Annotated in this window: 18 protein-coding genes; 15 read left to right on the top strand and 3 right to left on the bottom strand. The window is 41.5% G+C overall.

The features are described 5' to 3' along the window. The first annotated feature begins 22 nt into the window (after positions 1-22). From IGI82_RS10565 to IGI82_RS10510, 12 genes are all read left to right on the top strand, one after another. Positions 23-715 carry a response regulator transcription factor gene (locus tag IGI82_RS10565; protein WP_010749609.1) on the top strand — a complete coding sequence of 231 codons (693 nt, stop codon included), beginning with the start codon at positions 23-25 and terminating at the stop codon, positions 713-715. After that, positions 708-1,691, top strand: a complete 984-nt coding sequence (locus IGI82_RS10560) for a sensor histidine kinase (protein ID WP_074932632.1) — start codon at positions 708-710, stop codon at positions 1,689-1,691. The genes IGI82_RS10565 and IGI82_RS10560 overlap by 8 nt, the downstream gene beginning before the upstream one ends. Positions 1,692-1,784: 93 nt before the next feature. After that, a complete protein-coding gene (locus IGI82_RS10555; protein WP_010749611.1) occupies positions 1,785-2,543 on the top strand; it encodes an ABC transporter ATP-binding protein in 759 nt (252 codons plus the stop codon). A gap of 3 nt (positions 2,544-2,546) precedes the next feature. After that, the gene (locus tag IGI82_RS10550; protein WP_438842195.1) at positions 2,547-4,520 is read left to right on the top strand and encodes an FtsX-like permease family protein; all 1,974 of its coding nucleotides are present in this window, start codon (positions 2,547-2,549) and stop codon (positions 4,518-4,520) included. Between the two features lie 323 nt (positions 4,521-4,843). Next, complete coding sequence (locus tag IGI82_RS10545; RefSeq protein ID WP_087627597.1) at positions 4,844-5,536, top strand: M23 family metallopeptidase; 693 nt, start codon at positions 4,844-4,846, stop codon at positions 5,534-5,536. 128 nt (positions 5,537-5,664) lie between these two features. Beyond that, positions 5,665-6,216: a CDP-alcohol phosphatidyltransferase family protein gene (locus IGI82_RS10540; protein WP_438842194.1), complete on the top strand. Its 552-nt coding sequence runs from the start codon at positions 5,665-5,667 to the stop codon at positions 6,214-6,216. A 141-nt stretch (positions 6,217-6,357) separates the two neighbouring features. After that, on the top strand, positions 6,358-7,341 hold the full coding sequence (locus IGI82_RS10535) for a serine hydrolase domain-containing protein (RefSeq protein WP_074932626.1): 984 nt from the start codon (positions 6,358-6,360) through the stop codon (positions 7,339-7,341). A gap of 270 nt (positions 7,342-7,611) precedes the next feature. After that, positions 7,612-7,986: a hypothetical protein gene (locus IGI82_RS10530; RefSeq protein WP_005230091.1), complete on the top strand. Its 375-nt coding sequence runs from the start codon at positions 7,612-7,614 to the stop codon at positions 7,984-7,986. Between the two features lie 166 nt (positions 7,987-8,152). Continuing rightward, positions 8,153-8,455 carry an antibiotic biosynthesis monooxygenase family protein gene (locus IGI82_RS10525; protein WP_015509867.1) on the top strand — a complete coding sequence of 101 codons (303 nt, stop codon included), beginning with the start codon at positions 8,153-8,155 and terminating at the stop codon, positions 8,453-8,455. Between the two features lie 59 nt (positions 8,456-8,514). Further along, positions 8,515-8,979, top strand: a complete 465-nt coding sequence (locus IGI82_RS10520; protein WP_438842193.1) for a hypothetical protein — start codon at positions 8,515-8,517, stop codon at positions 8,977-8,979. A 48-nt stretch (positions 8,980-9,027) separates the two neighbouring features. After that, entirely contained in the window at positions 9,028-9,486 is a 459-nt protein-coding gene (locus IGI82_RS10515) for a DUF3788 family protein (RefSeq protein ID WP_438842192.1), read from the top strand. 315 nt (positions 9,487-9,801) lie between these two features. Next, positions 9,802-10,215, top strand: coding sequence for a VOC family protein (locus tag IGI82_RS10510; protein ID WP_034858575.1), 414 nt, complete (start codon positions 9,802-9,804; stop codon positions 10,213-10,215). Between the two features lie 88 nt (positions 10,216-10,303). Here the strand turns inward: IGI82_RS10510 and IGI82_RS10505 are convergent, their stop codons facing one another. After that, positions 10,304-11,188 carry a LysR family transcriptional regulator gene (locus tag IGI82_RS10505; protein ID WP_438842191.1) on the bottom strand — a complete coding sequence of 295 codons (885 nt, stop codon included), beginning with the start codon at positions 11,186-11,188 and terminating at the stop codon, positions 10,304-10,306. 211 nt (positions 11,189-11,399) lie between these two features. Here IGI82_RS10505 and IGI82_RS10500 point away from each other — a divergent pair, with 211 nt between their 5' ends. The 3 genes from IGI82_RS10500 (at position 11,400) to IGI82_RS10490 (ending at position 13,724) form a co-directional block, all read left to right on the top strand. Then, positions 11,400-12,497 (top strand): alpha/beta hydrolase, encoded by a 1,098-nt coding sequence (locus tag IGI82_RS10500; RefSeq protein WP_074535249.1) that lies wholly within the window; start codon positions 11,400-11,402, stop codon positions 12,495-12,497. A 122-nt stretch (positions 12,498-12,619) separates the two neighbouring features. Continuing rightward, positions 12,620-13,132, top strand: a complete 513-nt coding sequence (locus IGI82_RS10495) for a cyclophilin-like fold protein (protein ID WP_438842190.1) — start codon at positions 12,620-12,622, stop codon at positions 13,130-13,132. A gap of 22 nt (positions 13,133-13,154) precedes the next feature. Next, a complete protein-coding gene (locus IGI82_RS10490; protein WP_438842189.1) occupies positions 13,155-13,724 on the top strand; it encodes a sugar O-acetyltransferase in 570 nt (189 codons plus the stop codon). 78 nt (positions 13,725-13,802) lie between these two features. Here the strand turns inward: IGI82_RS10490 and IGI82_RS10485 are convergent, their stop codons facing one another. Together IGI82_RS10485 and IGI82_RS10480 are read right to left on the bottom strand one after the other, a co-directional pair. Further along, positions 13,803-15,257 carry a flotillin family protein gene (locus IGI82_RS10485; RefSeq protein ID WP_005230116.1) on the bottom strand — a complete coding sequence of 485 codons (1,455 nt, stop codon included), beginning with the start codon at positions 15,255-15,257 and terminating at the stop codon, positions 13,803-13,805. 25 nt (positions 15,258-15,282) lie between these two features. Then, a complete protein-coding gene (locus IGI82_RS10480; RefSeq protein ID WP_438842188.1) occupies positions 15,283-15,828 on the bottom strand; it encodes an NfeD family protein in 546 nt (181 codons plus the stop codon). Positions 15,829-16,157: the final 329 nt, after the last annotated feature.

Below are 16,157 nucleotides of genomic sequence, written 5' to 3'. Positions count from 1 at the left end.
AATCAACAGAGAGGAGAAAGACATGCAAAAAATATATCTTGTTGAAGATGATGCAACGATCGTCTCTGTTCTAGCAGAATATTTACAGCAATGGGGGTACGAATGTGTTTCCGCGAAGAATTTTGCTAGCATCTTGCAAGAGTTTCATGAGATCAAACCGGATCTCGTTCTTTTAGATATTTCGCTGCCTTATTACAACGGGTATCATTGGTGCCAAGAAATTCGCAAGAAGTCAGAAGTGCCGATCATTTTCCTTTCGTCGATGGATCAACAGATGAATCAGATCATGGCGATGAACATGGGGGCGGATGATTATTTAACAAAACCCTTTGATTTAGCCTTCGTTTTGGCAAAAATCCAAGCATTGCTGCGGCGCAGCTATCAGTATAGCCACCAACAAGCGCTGACCTTTGAGATAGGGCAAGTAACCTTTTATCCCACAGAAAATGTATTAAAAAAACAGGGGGAACAGTTGCCGCTGTCTCCAAATGAAGCTCGGATTCTTTCCTTGCTTTTGCAGCATCGAGGGAAGATCGTAGCCAAAGAGACCATCATTGAAATGCTCTGGAATAGTGAAGAATTCATCGATAATAACACATTAGCGGTCAATATGACCCGCTTGCGAAAAAAATTAAGCCAGATCGAACTATCCGATTTGATCCAGACGGTAAAGAATAAAGGGTATTTGATAGAAAAGGAACACGCCTATGACTAACGTGAAAGAATATTTCGTCCTTTATGGAAAGTTTTATCTCGTTTACCTGCTGTTTAGTGCGGGCCTATTTGGGCTATTCTTTCTCCACAGCCTTTCGTTGGAGCCCTTCATTGACTATGTGGTCTTTTCAGGGGTGATCTTAGGGGGACTTTCCCTTTTTCATTATTTTCGTTACGCACAAAAAAGAAAGCAGCTGCAGCATTTATTAAGAAAAGAACGTATGACGGAAGCGGCGTTGGCGTTCTTGCCTGCCACTCGAAATCGTTTAGAAGACGAATACCAAGCCCTTCTTAAACAATTGGCAAGAGAAAAAACCACTTCTGATTACAAGGCAGCGTTAAAAAATGAAGAAATTTATGAAGATTTCGGCCTATGGCTTCATCAAATCAAAACGCCTCTAGCTGCGCTGGATCTTTTGGTCCAAAGCGATTCGTTGTCACCGACGGAGGTCAAAGCGGAATTATTTAAGGTGAATGATTACTTGCAAATGATGTTGAATTATTTGCGACAAAATTTAGCGAACGAAGATTTTGTCTTTGAGTCGATTGCTTTAGCGCCCCTCGTTCGTCAAACGATCAAAAAGTATGCCTTGTTTTTCTCGAAAAAGAATCTGCAACTGGACATGGCGGTGGATTTGACGGTGACATCCGATCGAAAGTGGCTCGTTTTTATTTTTGAACAGGTTCTTTTCAACAGCTTGAAGTATACCGAAACCGGTGGCATCAACGTTTTCACTAAAGACAATGCCTTGGTGATCCAAGATAGCGGCATTGGTATTCGTAAGGAAGACTTGCCAAGGGTGTTTGAGAAAGGATATACGGGACAAAATGGTCGCTTTCAACAACGAGCGAGCGGGCTAGGCTTATATATGAGTCAACAAGCGGCTGAAAAAATCGGCTGCCGTTTAGCGATTGATTCTGAAGTAGGACAGGGAACCATCGTCACGCTTCATTTTCCCACCACAAATAACCGATAGCCGTAAACTTTCAACACTGTAAGTTTGCGGTTTTTATTGTAAGTCGCTTTTTTCTGCCAGTCAGCTTATTCTAAAAAGGAAGGAGGGAACAAGATGACACTTTTAAACATTCAACAAGTAAAAAAAATCTATCAAAGCCAGCTGAACGGACAACCCGTTGAAGCGTTGAAAAATATTACCTTTATGGTAGAAGAAGGGGAATATGTCGCTATCATGGGGGAATCAGGTTCGGGAAAGAGTACGTTGCTGAACTTGATGGCGACGTTAGACCAACCAACAGCGGGTGAAATGCAGCTGAATGGCATCGATCTGACCACGATCAAAGAAAAAGACGCAGCGAGTTTTCGACGGGATCACTTAGGCTTTGTTTTTCAAGACTTTAATTTATTGGACACCTTTTCGGTAAAAGACAATATTTTATTGCCATTAGTTTTATCAAAAGTTTCCGTCAAACAAATGGAAAAGCAGCTTCAGCCTATCGTACAAACTTTAGGGATCGCCGATTTATTGCAGCACTATCCGTATGAATTGTCTGGCGGACAAAAACAACGAGTTGCTGTCGCACGAGCAATCATCACAAAACCGGAACTGCTATTAGCAGATGAGCCAACCGGAGCGCTGGATTCGAAAACCTCTGATCAATTACTGACATTATTTCAACAGATCAATCAAAATGGACAGACGATCGTGATGGTCACTCACAGTTCGATCGCAGCCAGTCGCGCACAACGCGTCTTGTTTATCAAAGACGGGTATGTGTTTCACCAGCTGTATCGAGGGGATCGCAGCAATACCGCTTTTCTAGAAGCAATAGCCGAAACAATGACTGCTGTCTTTGCAAAGGAGGAGTAACCAATGTTCTTTCAAAAAATCGCCTTCTCCAATTTGCGTAAAAATGCCAAAGCTTACACACCCTTTTTATTATCTATGAGTTTCTTGGTGGCTGTTTTGATGATGACGCAAATCATCGTGAACAATCCAGGAATGAAGGAACTTCCTAGTAGTCAAAGCGCCATCTTCATGTTTCGTTTAGGAAATATCATCCTCATGATTTTTGCGGCGATCTTTTCCTTTTACACCAATAACTTTTTGATCAAACAGCGAAAAAAAGAATTTGGTCTCTACAATGTTTTAGGACTAGGAAAACGTGAGATAGCCTTCGTGGTCTTTTGGGAACTCTTTTACAGTTTTCTCATTAGTCTTGCCGCCGGACTGATCAGTGGCTTATTGTTTGCACGATTAGGATTTTTGATACTGAAGAAAATCTTAGCCGTAGGCGAGTTCTTTGTCTTCAAACTGTCATTTGAGAGTATTGGCTTGGTGATCCTGTATTTTATGTTCGTCTTTGGTTGTTTATTTTTATTTGACATACTGCAAGTACGCAAAACCAATCCACTTCAATTACTGCAGGGAAGCAAGCGAAATGAAAAAGAACCACGAGCAAAAGGTATTTTGGCACTATTAGGTGTCCTTTGTTTAGTGGCGGGCTATACGATCTCTGTGACGATCAAATCTCCTATCAGTGCATTAGGCCTGTTCTTTGTCGCCGTCGTCCTCGTAATCTTGGCTACCTATTTGTTGTTTATTGCGGGCAGTATCAAAGCATTGCAGTTTTTAAGAAAACGAACGACCTATTATTATCAAACGACCCATTTTATCAATGTCTCTACCATGTTGTATCGGATGAAGCAAAATGCGGCTGGTTTAGCGAGTATTTGTATTTTATCAACGATGGTGTTAGTGACCGTTGCTACGACCGCCAGTCTTTATTTTGGACAAAAGAATGTGATCGAAACCCGTTTTCCTTACGATGTTCAAATTGAGTCAGCGGCTGATTCCCAGCAAATCAACACAGCAATTAATGGACTTGAAGCGAAGCTAACGATCAAAGAGCGCCAGCAAGTCACTGCAACAAGACCGTTGCTTTTTACCTTTGAGGAACCAAATTTTGTTCCCTCAACCACTTTTGAAGAAAATAGCGGTAGTTTAGATAAATCCGTGTATCTTATTTTTCTTACCAGTTCTGAATACCATGAAATCACCGGGAAAACAGGACCCGCTGACGACGAACTTTTCGTTTTTCCTGCCACATGGACGCATCAAGCATTACCAGAAAAGACGACGATCGATGATCGTCAATTTCGCTTGCGGGAATTGAAAGAACTGCCAACATTCACGAAAGCAGAAAACCCGGTTCAGCATCTTGTTCTCGTGGCGGATGATCAGTGGCTTTCCGAAAAGCTAAGCTCTTGGTATCAAAACGAAGAGTTTCAACTTTACCAGCAACCAGTGACAACAACAGTCTTTAATTTTCAAGCAGCAGAAGCAAGCGATCGCGAAGCCATCGCAAAAGAGATTCGTAGTGAACTTCTAGCAGCAGATATTCAGGCGAGCGTAGAGTCAAAAGATCTTTTTGAAGTTGAGACAAAAACCTTTACCGGCGGCTTCTTCTTCTTAGGCTTGATTTTTGGTGTGATCTTTATTTTAGCTGCTGCATTGATCATTTATTATAAACAAGTTTCCGAAGGGATGGAGGACAAAGAACGTTTCGAGATCTTGCAAAAAGTTGGGTTGAGCCATAAGGAAGTCAAGCAAGTGATCCAGCAGCAAGTTTTGATGATCTTCTCATTTCCTTTGATGGCAGCGATCATCCATTTGGCGTTTGCTTTACCAATGATTCGAAAATTACTGATTCTTTTTGGTCTGACGGATCGTAACTTATTGATCACGGTAACGATTATTTCTGTCCTATTGTTTACAATGATTTATCTACTGGTGTATTTCATCACCGCAAGAGTCTACTATCGATTGGTGGAGCGCAAACAGTAGCGGGGGGACAAATGCTATTTTGTCAGACGATAACTAGATGGATTAGTCGTCACCGCCAAGAGCTACAAAAAAATAAAATGTAAGAACACCTCATCCATGAAGCGACGCTCAAAAGTTAGAATTTTTGGTCTAACAGTTTGGAATCACTACATGATTGAGGTGTTTTTTTGATAGGCACGCCCGTTAGCCCACTTTTTTAGAGTTGAAAAAAATCCTTAGGTGACCTATAGTGAAAAGGAGTAAAGCACGGGTATAGAGTGCCGCGCGATTGATAGTCATTTCAAAATAAAAGAGATCATGTGATCCAAAAAGGAGAAAGCCTTATGAAAGAGCAGCCGATAACCATTGGATTCCCCTTAAGAGGTGAGTGGCTTGCGCCGACTACACCAGCCGAGAAGATTCCTAGCCATGGTACCGATCGAATGGGGTTGCGTTATGCCTTTGATTTTTTACAAGTTAATTTTGAGGGGAAAACCAAAGCTTTTCATAATCGAAGCTTTCTGCGCTATTTCTTCTTAGGGGTTCCGCTGGAGAGCTGTTATTGTTGGGGCGAAAAAATCTATGCGCCTTGTGATGGCGAAGTAATTGTTGCAAGAGATGGCTATCGGGAACGGAAAATCGTTCACTGGATCAGAGATTTTTCGATCGCTGTAAAAAATGGTTTGTTTTTTAATGAACAAAAAGATGATTATCAACAAATAGCTGGCAACTACATTGTGATAAAAGCTTCTGAGGGCGTTTATATGGCATTTGTTCATCTGCAAAAAGGATCTGTCACTGTTTCCGTAGGACAAAATATCACCAAAGGGATGGTGATCGGAAACGTTGGCCATTCAGGAAATTCGACTTCGCCTCATCTGCATTTTCAAGTGATGGACACAAGTGATATCGCCCATGCAAAAGGTCTTCCTTGCCGCTTTCAAGAATATGAAGTATACCAAGCAGGGGGGTGGACAAAGGTGCAGAATCGGATACCAGGAAGTACGGATCGGATACGATTGTTGAAGGAATACTAAGAGCCAGTTTTGAAACATTCGCATCAGGGCTTGTAGGACGCTCAAAAGAAAAAACGTTTAAAAGTCTTTGGACTTCTTTTATGCACGTAAAATAATCTTAGGCTTTCAAAATTTGTGAAGAAAATGAAATGCAGGGAGTACAAATGAATTATTTACCCAATATCCTTACCACTTCTCGACTGATTCTCGCACCACTTTTACTATTCCTTCAGCCAATGTCAGGCTGGTTTTGGCTGCTCTATTCCTATTGTTTTTTAAGCGACCTCGTCGATGGGCTGCTTGCAAGAAGGATGAATCTTACGAGTGAGGTGGGTGCCTTACTAGACAGTTTCGCAGATGTAAGCTTTTTTCTCGCTGTTTTTCTTTCTTTTCTACCACAGCTGTTGGCGGCTCATACACTTTGGGTCTGGCTACTAGTGATTGCTATGATTCGTTTTGTCAGTTATCTGATTGGCTATGTAAAATATCGGTCTTTTAGTAGTCTGCATACATGGCTCAACAAAGCAGTCGGTTTTCTTTTAGGTAGTTTCCCATTGCTGCTCATGGTGAGTCCTGCAAAAATTGTTGTCTTGATTTTGGGGACCATCGCCACTGTTTCCGCATTAGAAGAATTGCTGATAACGATCCTCTCAAAAAATCTGGATAGAAATCGAAAATCGATATTCGAAAGTTTTAAGTAAGGCGCCTCTATCATTGAGGGCCTTTTTTTGCGTATTCATCGCTAATAGACTTTTAAAAGACCCTTCAAAAACAATTTTAAAAATAACATTGAAAACAATTTTTAATGGTATTATGCTTATCTTTGAAGGGAGGCTTCACAAATGAATAGACAAGAACTGCATGCATGTATCAGTAAAAACCAGCCTAATATTTGCCAAATTGCTGCCTACCAAAATGGAAAGGAAGTTTACTCGGATGAATGGCATGAGTATAAGCCAGAGGATACTTGCCACCTTATGTCCGCTACGAAAAGTATCGTTTCTCTACTAGTTGGGATAGCGATCGATCAAGGTGTCATCCGAAGTGTCAATGACAAAGTACTCGATTATTTTCCAGACTATCAAGTAAAACGGGGCGAAAAAACGATTCAGGATATTACGATCAAACACCTATTAACGATGCGAGCCCCGTATAAATGCAAAGGTGATCCATGGACAAAGGTTTGTTCGAGTGACGACTGGACCAGCGCCTCGCTTGATTTATTGGGAGGAAGAAAAGGGGTGACAAATGAATTCAATTATCAAACCGTTTGTCTGCAGATCCTCACTGGTTTGTTAGCGAAAGCTTCTGGAATGACGACCGTTGATTATGCGAACCATTATTTATTTCGACCTCTTGGTGTAGCCGAACTGACCAATTATTATGCGGAAACGGCACAAGAGCATAAGCACTTTACGATGAGCAAGGCACCAAAAAAACCGGTTTGGTTTTGCGATCCTTTAAATATTGGCACTGCAGGTTACGGGCTTTGTCTTTCAGCAAAAGATTTAGCCAAAATCGGTGAGCTATGCTTGAACCAAGGCATCCATCAAGGACAACAAGTGATTTCTTCACAATGGCTCACTGAAATGGTCAATCCGCTAGAGACAAACATAGAGAAATTTCAAAATATGAGTTATGGGTATTTATGGTGGATCTTGGATGCTGAGAAAAGCACCTATGCCGCCATCGGCAATAGTGGAAATGTCCTTTATATTGATCCCGAATCAGAGACTGTTATCGCCATTACGGCGTATTTTAAGCCAACTGTCTTTGATCGCATCGACTTTATCGAGACAGAGCTAAAACCGTTCCTTTTGCACTAATGAGCGTTAAGAAAAAGCAGTCTGCTGTCAAAAGTTGATTGCTTTTTTTGTAGACGAAAGCTTAATGATCCCTTTTGTGACTATGGCAGGCAGGTGACCTACTGATAAAGCTCGGCTGCTAGCCTTTTTATGAAATTATAATTTAGCAATTTGATCCCGCAGGTAGGAGGCTAAATCAATAATAAACGGAAGATAAATGAGAAATGAATAAAATGACCAAACTATCAACGACGTAAACTTGGTATACTATAATTGAGAAGAAAATCACAAGTGAAAGGAGCGGTCGGGGTGTTTTCAGAAATCAGTATCTATCAAGTGAAACCCAGTAGTGTTGAGACCTTTGAAGCAGTCATGCAGGAAGCAACAGAGGCAATGAAGGCCATGGAGGGGGCTTTGTTCTTTCGATTAATGAAACGAACCCATTACATCAAAGAAATGAGGACCATCAAGGAAGGTCGCCTGCCAGATCCATTGACGAGAGTCATAAAATGTGTGAAATATGCTCACTATTGGGAGTTTGATAGCGAAGAAAATTATGGCAAAGCTCAAAAAAAGTTGTATGAAAGTTACTGGAAAGCAATGGAGAAATGTTTGATCGTTCCCCACGACAAACTATTGGGGGAAGTTCTTGAATGCTCGCTTTAGTACCAAATGCTCTCCTGCTGAACGGACTTTTTGTTGCAACTGTTAAGAAAGGACAGGGTAGAAATACAACGGACGTTAAAAAAGTCATTTGAACGGTTGAATGGAGAACTGTTAGTTTTTTTTAAACGCTCTATTACTTGATGGAATCTAAAAGGAGGAAGACACGATGGCACAGGTTGCTTTTCATAATTCGTACAAATTAAAAAAAGGCGTTTCAACAGCGGAATTTGTTCGTGTCGTTGAACAATTAAACCGAGAATACATTTCCAAACAAAGAGGATACCTTTCTTTTGAATTATTAGTAGATGGAGAAACTTGGGCGGACATCACCAAGTTCGAAACGAAAGAAGATGCGGAAACATTTGCCCGATGCGGCACGCCTAATGCCTTTGCACAAAAGTTTTATTCATTCATCAATCTAAACAGTTGCACCTCTCACCTATACACGATTGAAAAAACGTTCCAATAACTTAGAGAGAATGGAATGAACAGCGCAAAAGACAATTCATATGAAAAGAGGAACTTCTTATGACAAAGACAGCAGAATGGTATCAAGGAAAAGCCGGTCGGGCAGAACATTTGGTCTATTTAAATAAGGAAGCCAAAGAGCTTGAGAAACTGATTCACGGTGACAAAACAATGATCATTCGGGGGGCAGCGGGCAGAAAATCACCTTTAGGAGGAAGAGCCAAAATCAACGATCTTGTGTATTTTGTGGAGACCGGCGGCGATTTGACCATCACTCATCGGGGCATCATTGCCAACGTGATTGAATCTGAAAAGATGACGAAAGAAGAATCCATAGATTTTGTAAAACGCTATGACAAAGAGTTGAATTTATCGAAAAAACAAGTCGATCGATGGGCAGGGAAAAAGTATCTAGCGGTCTATGAAATCGCTGAATTAGAAGAAATAACACCATTTCAGTACAATCGTGAAAAAAATATGGATGATTGGGTCATCACAGATGATATCAACAAAATCAAATTGTAACGTAGCGAAAACCTTAAAAAACGAAGCGCAAAGGAGTTGAGTGGAAGGATGGAAGGCAAAAAGCAATTGTTTCGAGACAAAAACGTGAAACCAACAGAGCAGCTGATTGCAGAATCTTTGGGTGAAGGATATGTCATTTATCAACGTTTTATCGAAACCCTTGAAAACGAGGGCATCTCTCTTATGGATTGGCGCTATTACCAAGATGGAAAAGCGTGGTTGTCCAAAGGCGAATACAAATGGACAACGACTCGTGGAACGAATAAAGTGAAACCAATTTTTTGGCTCTCGATGTGGGAGGACTTCTTCAAAGTCTCTTTTCACTTTAGCGAGAAAGTCCGAACACAGTTATTGTCTTTACCAATCAGTGAAGAGACAAAGGAAACCATTCATAAGGCGCCAAGTAATGGCACGAAAATGAAGTTTTTTTCTGTGATTTTTGATGTCGCTAATCCATCACCCTTTGAAGATATCACCGAATTGATCGTGTTCAAAAAAAGTAAATAAAGTAAGAGTATGTTTATTTAACTTGGATAGTCTGATTTTATTACATCTATCAAAAAGGAATCTTTGTTATAGTTTACCCATTTTTTAGGTTAAGAAAAGTAAAAGTCAATCAGAAGACTCTAAGTTTATCGCCTTTCCTCTGATTGGGTTTTAATATAAGTAACTCTTGGGAAAACCAACGCTAATTTTGATTAGATTATCGGATAAAATTCACAATGAAATAAATTTTACTCGCTAAATATGCTATTATGGGTAAAATATGCTTGATTTACTTTTGAATTGATGGAAGACACATTGGAAAAGGAGAAAAGACAAATGACTATTCAACGAATCACAGCTTGCGTTCAAGTCAAAGGAGACTATCAGAAGTGTTATCATTTTTATACGGAAAAAGTTGGTTTGGTACCAACTTATGGCGATGAGTCAGGTCCTTATACAAGCTTTGCATCGAAGAAAGAGGAGGCGCCTTTTTTTGGTATGTTCCAAGTGGATGCCGTGATCGATCAAATGGAGGGCTATCCGATTTCGGATAATCGGATTTCATCTGATACGCTTTCGGCAACGTTTCACACCACGGATTTTGAAGAAGATTATACGAGAATGAACAATGCTGGTGTAGTGTTTGAAGTGAGTAAAACCGTTTTGGGGGAAGGGGACCAAGCTTTTCATATTGCCTATTTCCGCGATCCAGAAGGAAATTTGCTAAGCTTGGAGGATGGCGGTGTCTAAAGAGTTCACATTCAAAAAGAATCAGAAAAAAACGTAAAGAAAGATTTATCTCATAATTGTTTTGAGATAAATCTTTTTTTATTTGAAATCATTCCTTTATAAAGCGTTCCTTCATCCGCTCCAAGAAAAGTCCAGAGGCTTTTGAAAAAACTTGGGTGTTTTTCCAAATGACCGCAAGATCTGATTCAAGGGTGGGACTCAATTTTCTAAAGCATAAAGGACTGTCAGGGGTGAAGTTGATTAATTTGTCGAGGGTCAACGCATAGCCGACACCTTCTTCAACTAACTTTGACGCATTGTACACGAGATTATACGTAGCAACGACAGTCAATTTGTTCATGTCTTTTTTCAACCATTTAGAAAGCTCACTGCTGACCAGACTTTGTCGTGAAGTAATCAAGGGAACCTCCCAGAGATCCTTTGGTGTGATAACTTCTTTACCAGCAAGGGGACTGTCTTTTCGCATCAAGACGCCCCAGGTGTCTCTGGCAGGTAAGCGCAAGGAATGGTATTTTTTGACGTCGACGGGGCTGATCACGACGCCAAAATCCAACAATCCTTTGTCCAACCGTTCTTTGACCTCGTCAGCATTGCCGCTAAATAAATGAAATTTGACGTTAGGGTACTCAACTTGAATCTCCTTGATGATTTTTCCCAACAGCTGGATCACGTAGGTTTCTCCAGCACCGATCGACACGTTACCGGCAATCGTATCTCGAGGTGACAAAAATTCAGAACGGGTCTTTTCTAACAATTCTACAATTTCTTCCGCCCGCTTACGAAACAAGAGGCCATCTTCCGTCAGCGTAATTTTGCGATTGCCTCTGGTGAACAGCGTGACACCTAATTCTTTTTCTAACTCCATTAACTGTCGTGACAGGGATGGTTGCGAGAGATGCAGATGTTTTGCGGCAGCTGAAATCGTTTCTTTTTCTGCAACTGTTAGAAAGGTGGTTAAACTTTTTAATTCCATAGGTCTATACTCCTTTTTCTATACTATATATGAATAGTTGGGTATTTGATATTAGTATTTTACATAGAAAGATGCTGCAAGTACAATAGGTTTATCCAAAAATAGCTCAAGCGATCAAGAAAAAACGATCATCCAGACCTTGATCATTTGAGAAACATTGGAGAATCGCCCTAAGGTACAGGATAGTTGACCGAGAAAGAAGGCGAATGAAATGAAAAAATGGCAAAAGAAGGCCCTTGTGTCTTTAGTTGTGCTGGCACCGTTGGTTTTAGGTGCTTGTAGCAGCAATAATGAGGAGACGAATGAAGAGCCGCAAGCCAGCTCAGGAGGAGAAACGATGACAGAAAATGTTTCATTGACAGATGAATGGGATAAAGTTTTCCCAGAAAGTGACACGGTGAATCACCGAAAAGTGACTTTCCAGAATCGTTACGGGATCACTTTAGTTGCGGATCTTTATGAACCAATTGATGCGCAAGGACCACTTCCAGCAATCGCCGTTAGCGGACCTTTTGGAGCAGTCAAAGAGCAGACATCTGGTCTATATGCGCAAACGATGGCAGAGCGTGGTTTTGTTACGATCGCTTTTGATCCGTCCTATACAGGTGAAAGCGGTGGCGAACCACGCTATGTGGCTTCCCCAGACATTAATACAGAAGATTTTCAAGCAGCCGTCGATTTTCTATCTGTCCAAGAAAACGTAGATGAGGAAAGAATCGGTTTGATCGGGATTTGTGGCTGGGGTGGTCTAGCTTTGAATGCCGCAGCCATCGATACCCGTGTGAAAGCGACTGTTTCTGCCACCATGTATGACATGTCGAGAGTCAATGCTCAAGGGTATTTTGATGAAATGGGGGCTGAAGGACGCCATGAATTGCGCCAGCAGCTGAACGCCCAACGTACAGTTGATTTTGCCAATGGCAGCTACGAACGAGCAGGTGGGGTACCAGATACACTGCCAGAAGATGCGCCGGTCTTTATGCAGGATTACTTTGATTATTACAAAACAGAACGAGGCTACCACGAACGTTCCTTGAACTCTAATGATGGTTGGAATGTCACGTCTTCGCTGTCATTCTTAAATATGCCACTTTTGTCTTACATTGATGAGATCCAAAGCGCCGTTTTATTGCTTCATGGAGAAGAAGCCCACTCACTTTACTTCAGTCAAGACGCTTTTGAGCAATTGCAAGGTGATAACAAAGAGCTGACAGTCATTCCTAATGCTTCGCATGTTGATCTATACGACCAAACAGAGGTGATTCCTTTTGACCAAATGACCGAATTCTTCCAAGAGCATTTGAATTAAACAGCAACAACCAGCTGCACGACTGTTCAGTCCCATATCTTCTGCTGAGCAGTCGTATTTTAGAAAATAAGCATTCCGTTGCCCGCCGCTACATCGAATCATCAGCAGAAAGGAGCGAAGCCATGCTGATAAAACTCATCCCTGCTGTCTTGCTGTTCCTACTAAGTGCCTGTGGGACAAGTGGAACAGAGGAAAGGCATGTGCTGTCTGCCAGCGAAACTTCCTCTGAAGCAAGTCAGGATCACGAACAACCGATTATTGAATCAGCAACAGCTGTCGTCATTTCGGTTGGTCAACAGGATTTTATAGCGAAGTTTCATGAAAATGAGGCGTCTGAATACCTAATGAATCAAATGCCCTTCACGTTGACAATGAGTGACTTGAACAATAACGAGAAATATTATCGTTTTTCTGAAAATTTGCCAGAAATGACTACAGAACGGCCGGAGATCATTCACGAAGGAGAAATCATGAGCTGGAATAGTCATACGTTGGTGCTGTTTTATCAGACCTTTACCAATTCTTATGGTGGCTATAGTCGTATCGGCGTGCTTGAAGATCCAGCAGGATTAAGGGAAGCGTTGGGGGGAGAAGACGTGGAGGTTGTCTTTTCGCTAAAAAATACTCGTGAGTAACGAATGATTAGGAGAAAAACAAATGACGATCGATCAATTAAACAAACTTATGGCAAGTGGTGAACCCTTACTTGCCGGTTCGCAAGCTTCAAAACAAATGATGGCTTTGAGTGCTGAGGCGAGAAAACTGACCATGAAAATCAATACGGCTTATCATGAACCTCATGAATTACAAGAACTTTTTGCCCAATTGACTGGGAAAGCAGTTGAACCGACATTTTCGCTTTTTCCGCCTTTTTATACAGATTATGGCAAAAACATCCAAATTGGCAAAGGGGTGTTTCTTAACGCCGGTTGTCATTTTCAAGACCAAGGAGGGATCACGATTGGTGATGGTACCCTAATTGGGCATAACGTTGTTCTAGCTACCTTGAATCATGGACTTCACCCTGAAGATCGTAGTACGCTTTATCCAGCACCCATTACGATTGGGAAGAATGTCTGGATTGGCTCAAATGCAACGATCGTTGCCGGTGTGACCATCGGTGACCATGCGATCATTGCTGCTGGGTCAGTGGTTACCAAAGATGTCGTTGAACGCACGATCGTGGCTGGTGTACCTGCAAACTATGTCAAAGAGGTCACTGAGTAAGCACAATAGCAATGAGTAAGAAAAAAACTGCTGTTCGCCTTGTCGCTTTTGAAGCGATGAAGATGAACAGCAGTTTTCTTATTCTTGAGGCGGCTCGCTCGTATTGGAACCAGCGAAGTTTTCGATCAACGATTTCACATCAAGACCGAGGGTTTCTTTCAAAGTTTCTTGTGTGGTCGATAAGAGATTGGTGGCGTAATTGGTGACACGATTGGCACCGCCGCCTTCACCTGATCCTGTATCAACGACCGAAATTTTATCGATATTGCCTAATGGGGCGGCAGCCTCTTTGACTAATTGCGGCATGATCTCAACGATCATGCTAAGGATCGCTGCTTCATCATATTTCTTGAAGGCTTCAGCGATTTTTTCCTTCGTTTCAGCTTCCGCCGTTCCTTTCGCCAAGGTCGTCTCGGCTTCTGCCAAACCAATCAGACGAATTTTATCGGCTTCAGCTTTTGCCAACGACTCTGTTCGAAACTGCTCAGCTTCAGTGGTTGCTAACGCAGACGCTTTTTTCGCTAATGCTTCTTGTTCAAGCGCATAACGATCGGCATCGGCTTTTTTCTTGATCTCAGAATCAAATTGGCGTTCACGACGCAAGATTTCTTTTTCTTCCAATTCGATTTGTTTTTGTCGTTCAACGACTTCTACTTCAATCTCTTGTTCTCGGACTTTTTGTTTCATGATGGCACTTTGCAGATGATAGGCTTGATCGGCATCGGCTTTGGCGATGTCTTGTTCTTTCTTATAAAGCGCCAACTTCAATTCTTTTTCCTTCAATGCTTCAGCGATTTCGGTCATGCGTTTTGATTCCGCTGTTTGCGATTCTTGTTCCGATTGGGCTTTTTTGATGCGGGTTTCTTTCAGCGCTTCGGCTTCCGCAATTTCAGCATCCCGTTTGACTTGAGCGATTCTAGGTTTTCCAAGAGAATCTAAATAGCCATTTTTGTCTCGTACTTCTTTGATCGTAAAGGAGACAATGATCAAGCCCATTTTCGCTAGATCGACAGAGGCCACTTCTTGCACGCTTTGGCTGAATTTGTCGCGATTTTGATAGATTTCTTCGACGGTCATCGAACCGAGGATCGAACGCAGGTGACCTTCCAAGACTTCTCGTGCCTCATTTTCTAATTCTTCACGGGTTTTTCCTAGAAACTGTTCCGCTGCCGTTGCGATTTCTTCCACGGAGGAGCCGATCTTGATAATGGAAGTTCCATCACACATAACGGGAACTCCTTGTTCCGTATATACTTCTGGTGTTGAAACATCCAGCTTGCTGGATAGCAAGCTGATTCGGTTTGAACGTTGAAACACTGGCAAAACAAAGGCTCCGCCACCACGCACGATTTTGATTTTGTTATTGCTCTCATCCGCATGAACATTTTTGTTGCCAAGGTAACTTCCGCTAATAATCAACGCTTCATCGGGCTTGGCTGTTTGATATTTCGTGACAAAGATGATCAAAAGCATCAGTAAAATGAACGCCACGATTGCGATCGGAAAGACAATTGGTGATAAGAAAATATCCATAGATGCACCTCTTTAGTGATTTATTTTAGTTGTCCAAAAATTTTTCTGTATAGGGAACGACGTAGCAAATACGCTCTTTGACTTCAATAATCAACACTTTTGATCCTGCTGCTAATGGTTCATCGATAGGTTGAAAAGCCGAGGCTGGACGATTACTTGAACCAGTGACACTTGTGAGTTGAATTTCACCCATTCCTTCACAAGGAATCGGCGTCAGCACCGTTGCGATTCGACCTTCAAAGTCTTTCTCGGAACTCGAAAGCGTCGCTTCAGCATTCCTCATGGGAATCAGCACGTAAAAATTCAAGAGAAAAACGAGCCCTGTAGCAAGACAAGCGCTACCAATGAAAAGCACCATCGAATAACCTGGGAAAATAGTTTCCCCTAAGTAACCGAAAAGACTCGTAAAGGCAAACCAGGGGATGATCAACATCGGATCAATTGGACCATCAAAATCGAAGATATCGCCAAACAGAAGCAGCAAAAAGGCTAAAATGGCACAGCCAATCAATACATACAAATAAATCTGATCAGGTGCGTAAGTGTGCAGCACGTATCCACCTCCTTTCAAATAGATTGATTTGTAAGAACAATGAAAGCTAAGAAACAATCGAAAGAAGAACGAGGGAAGGAAAAGAACGGAATAGGTGTTCTGTTATAATTATACCAATAAATAATAAAAAAACTTAAATAAAATAGTAAAATTGAACAAATAGTACAACAAAGGGAGGTTTATTTTTCTTGAAAGAGCCGATCAAAAATCAGCTTTTTTTCACCAGCCATTGACAAACCAGGAAAATCCAAGTAGATTAAATCAGGGTACTAGAAAAAGGCAAAATCAGCTGCAGATGATTTGAATCGTAAGAGGCAGCTTTTATTTTCTATTACCATAGATCGAAG

Origin of the sequence: Enterococcus sp. AZ067, assembly GCF_051715005.1 — a bacterium.
Taxonomy (GTDB): domain Bacteria; phylum Bacillota; class Bacilli; order Lactobacillales; family Enterococcaceae; genus Enterococcus_D; species Enterococcus_D casseliflavus.
Note: the sequence above shows the minus strand (reverse complement) of the source record. Positions and strands in the feature narration are given on the sequence as shown.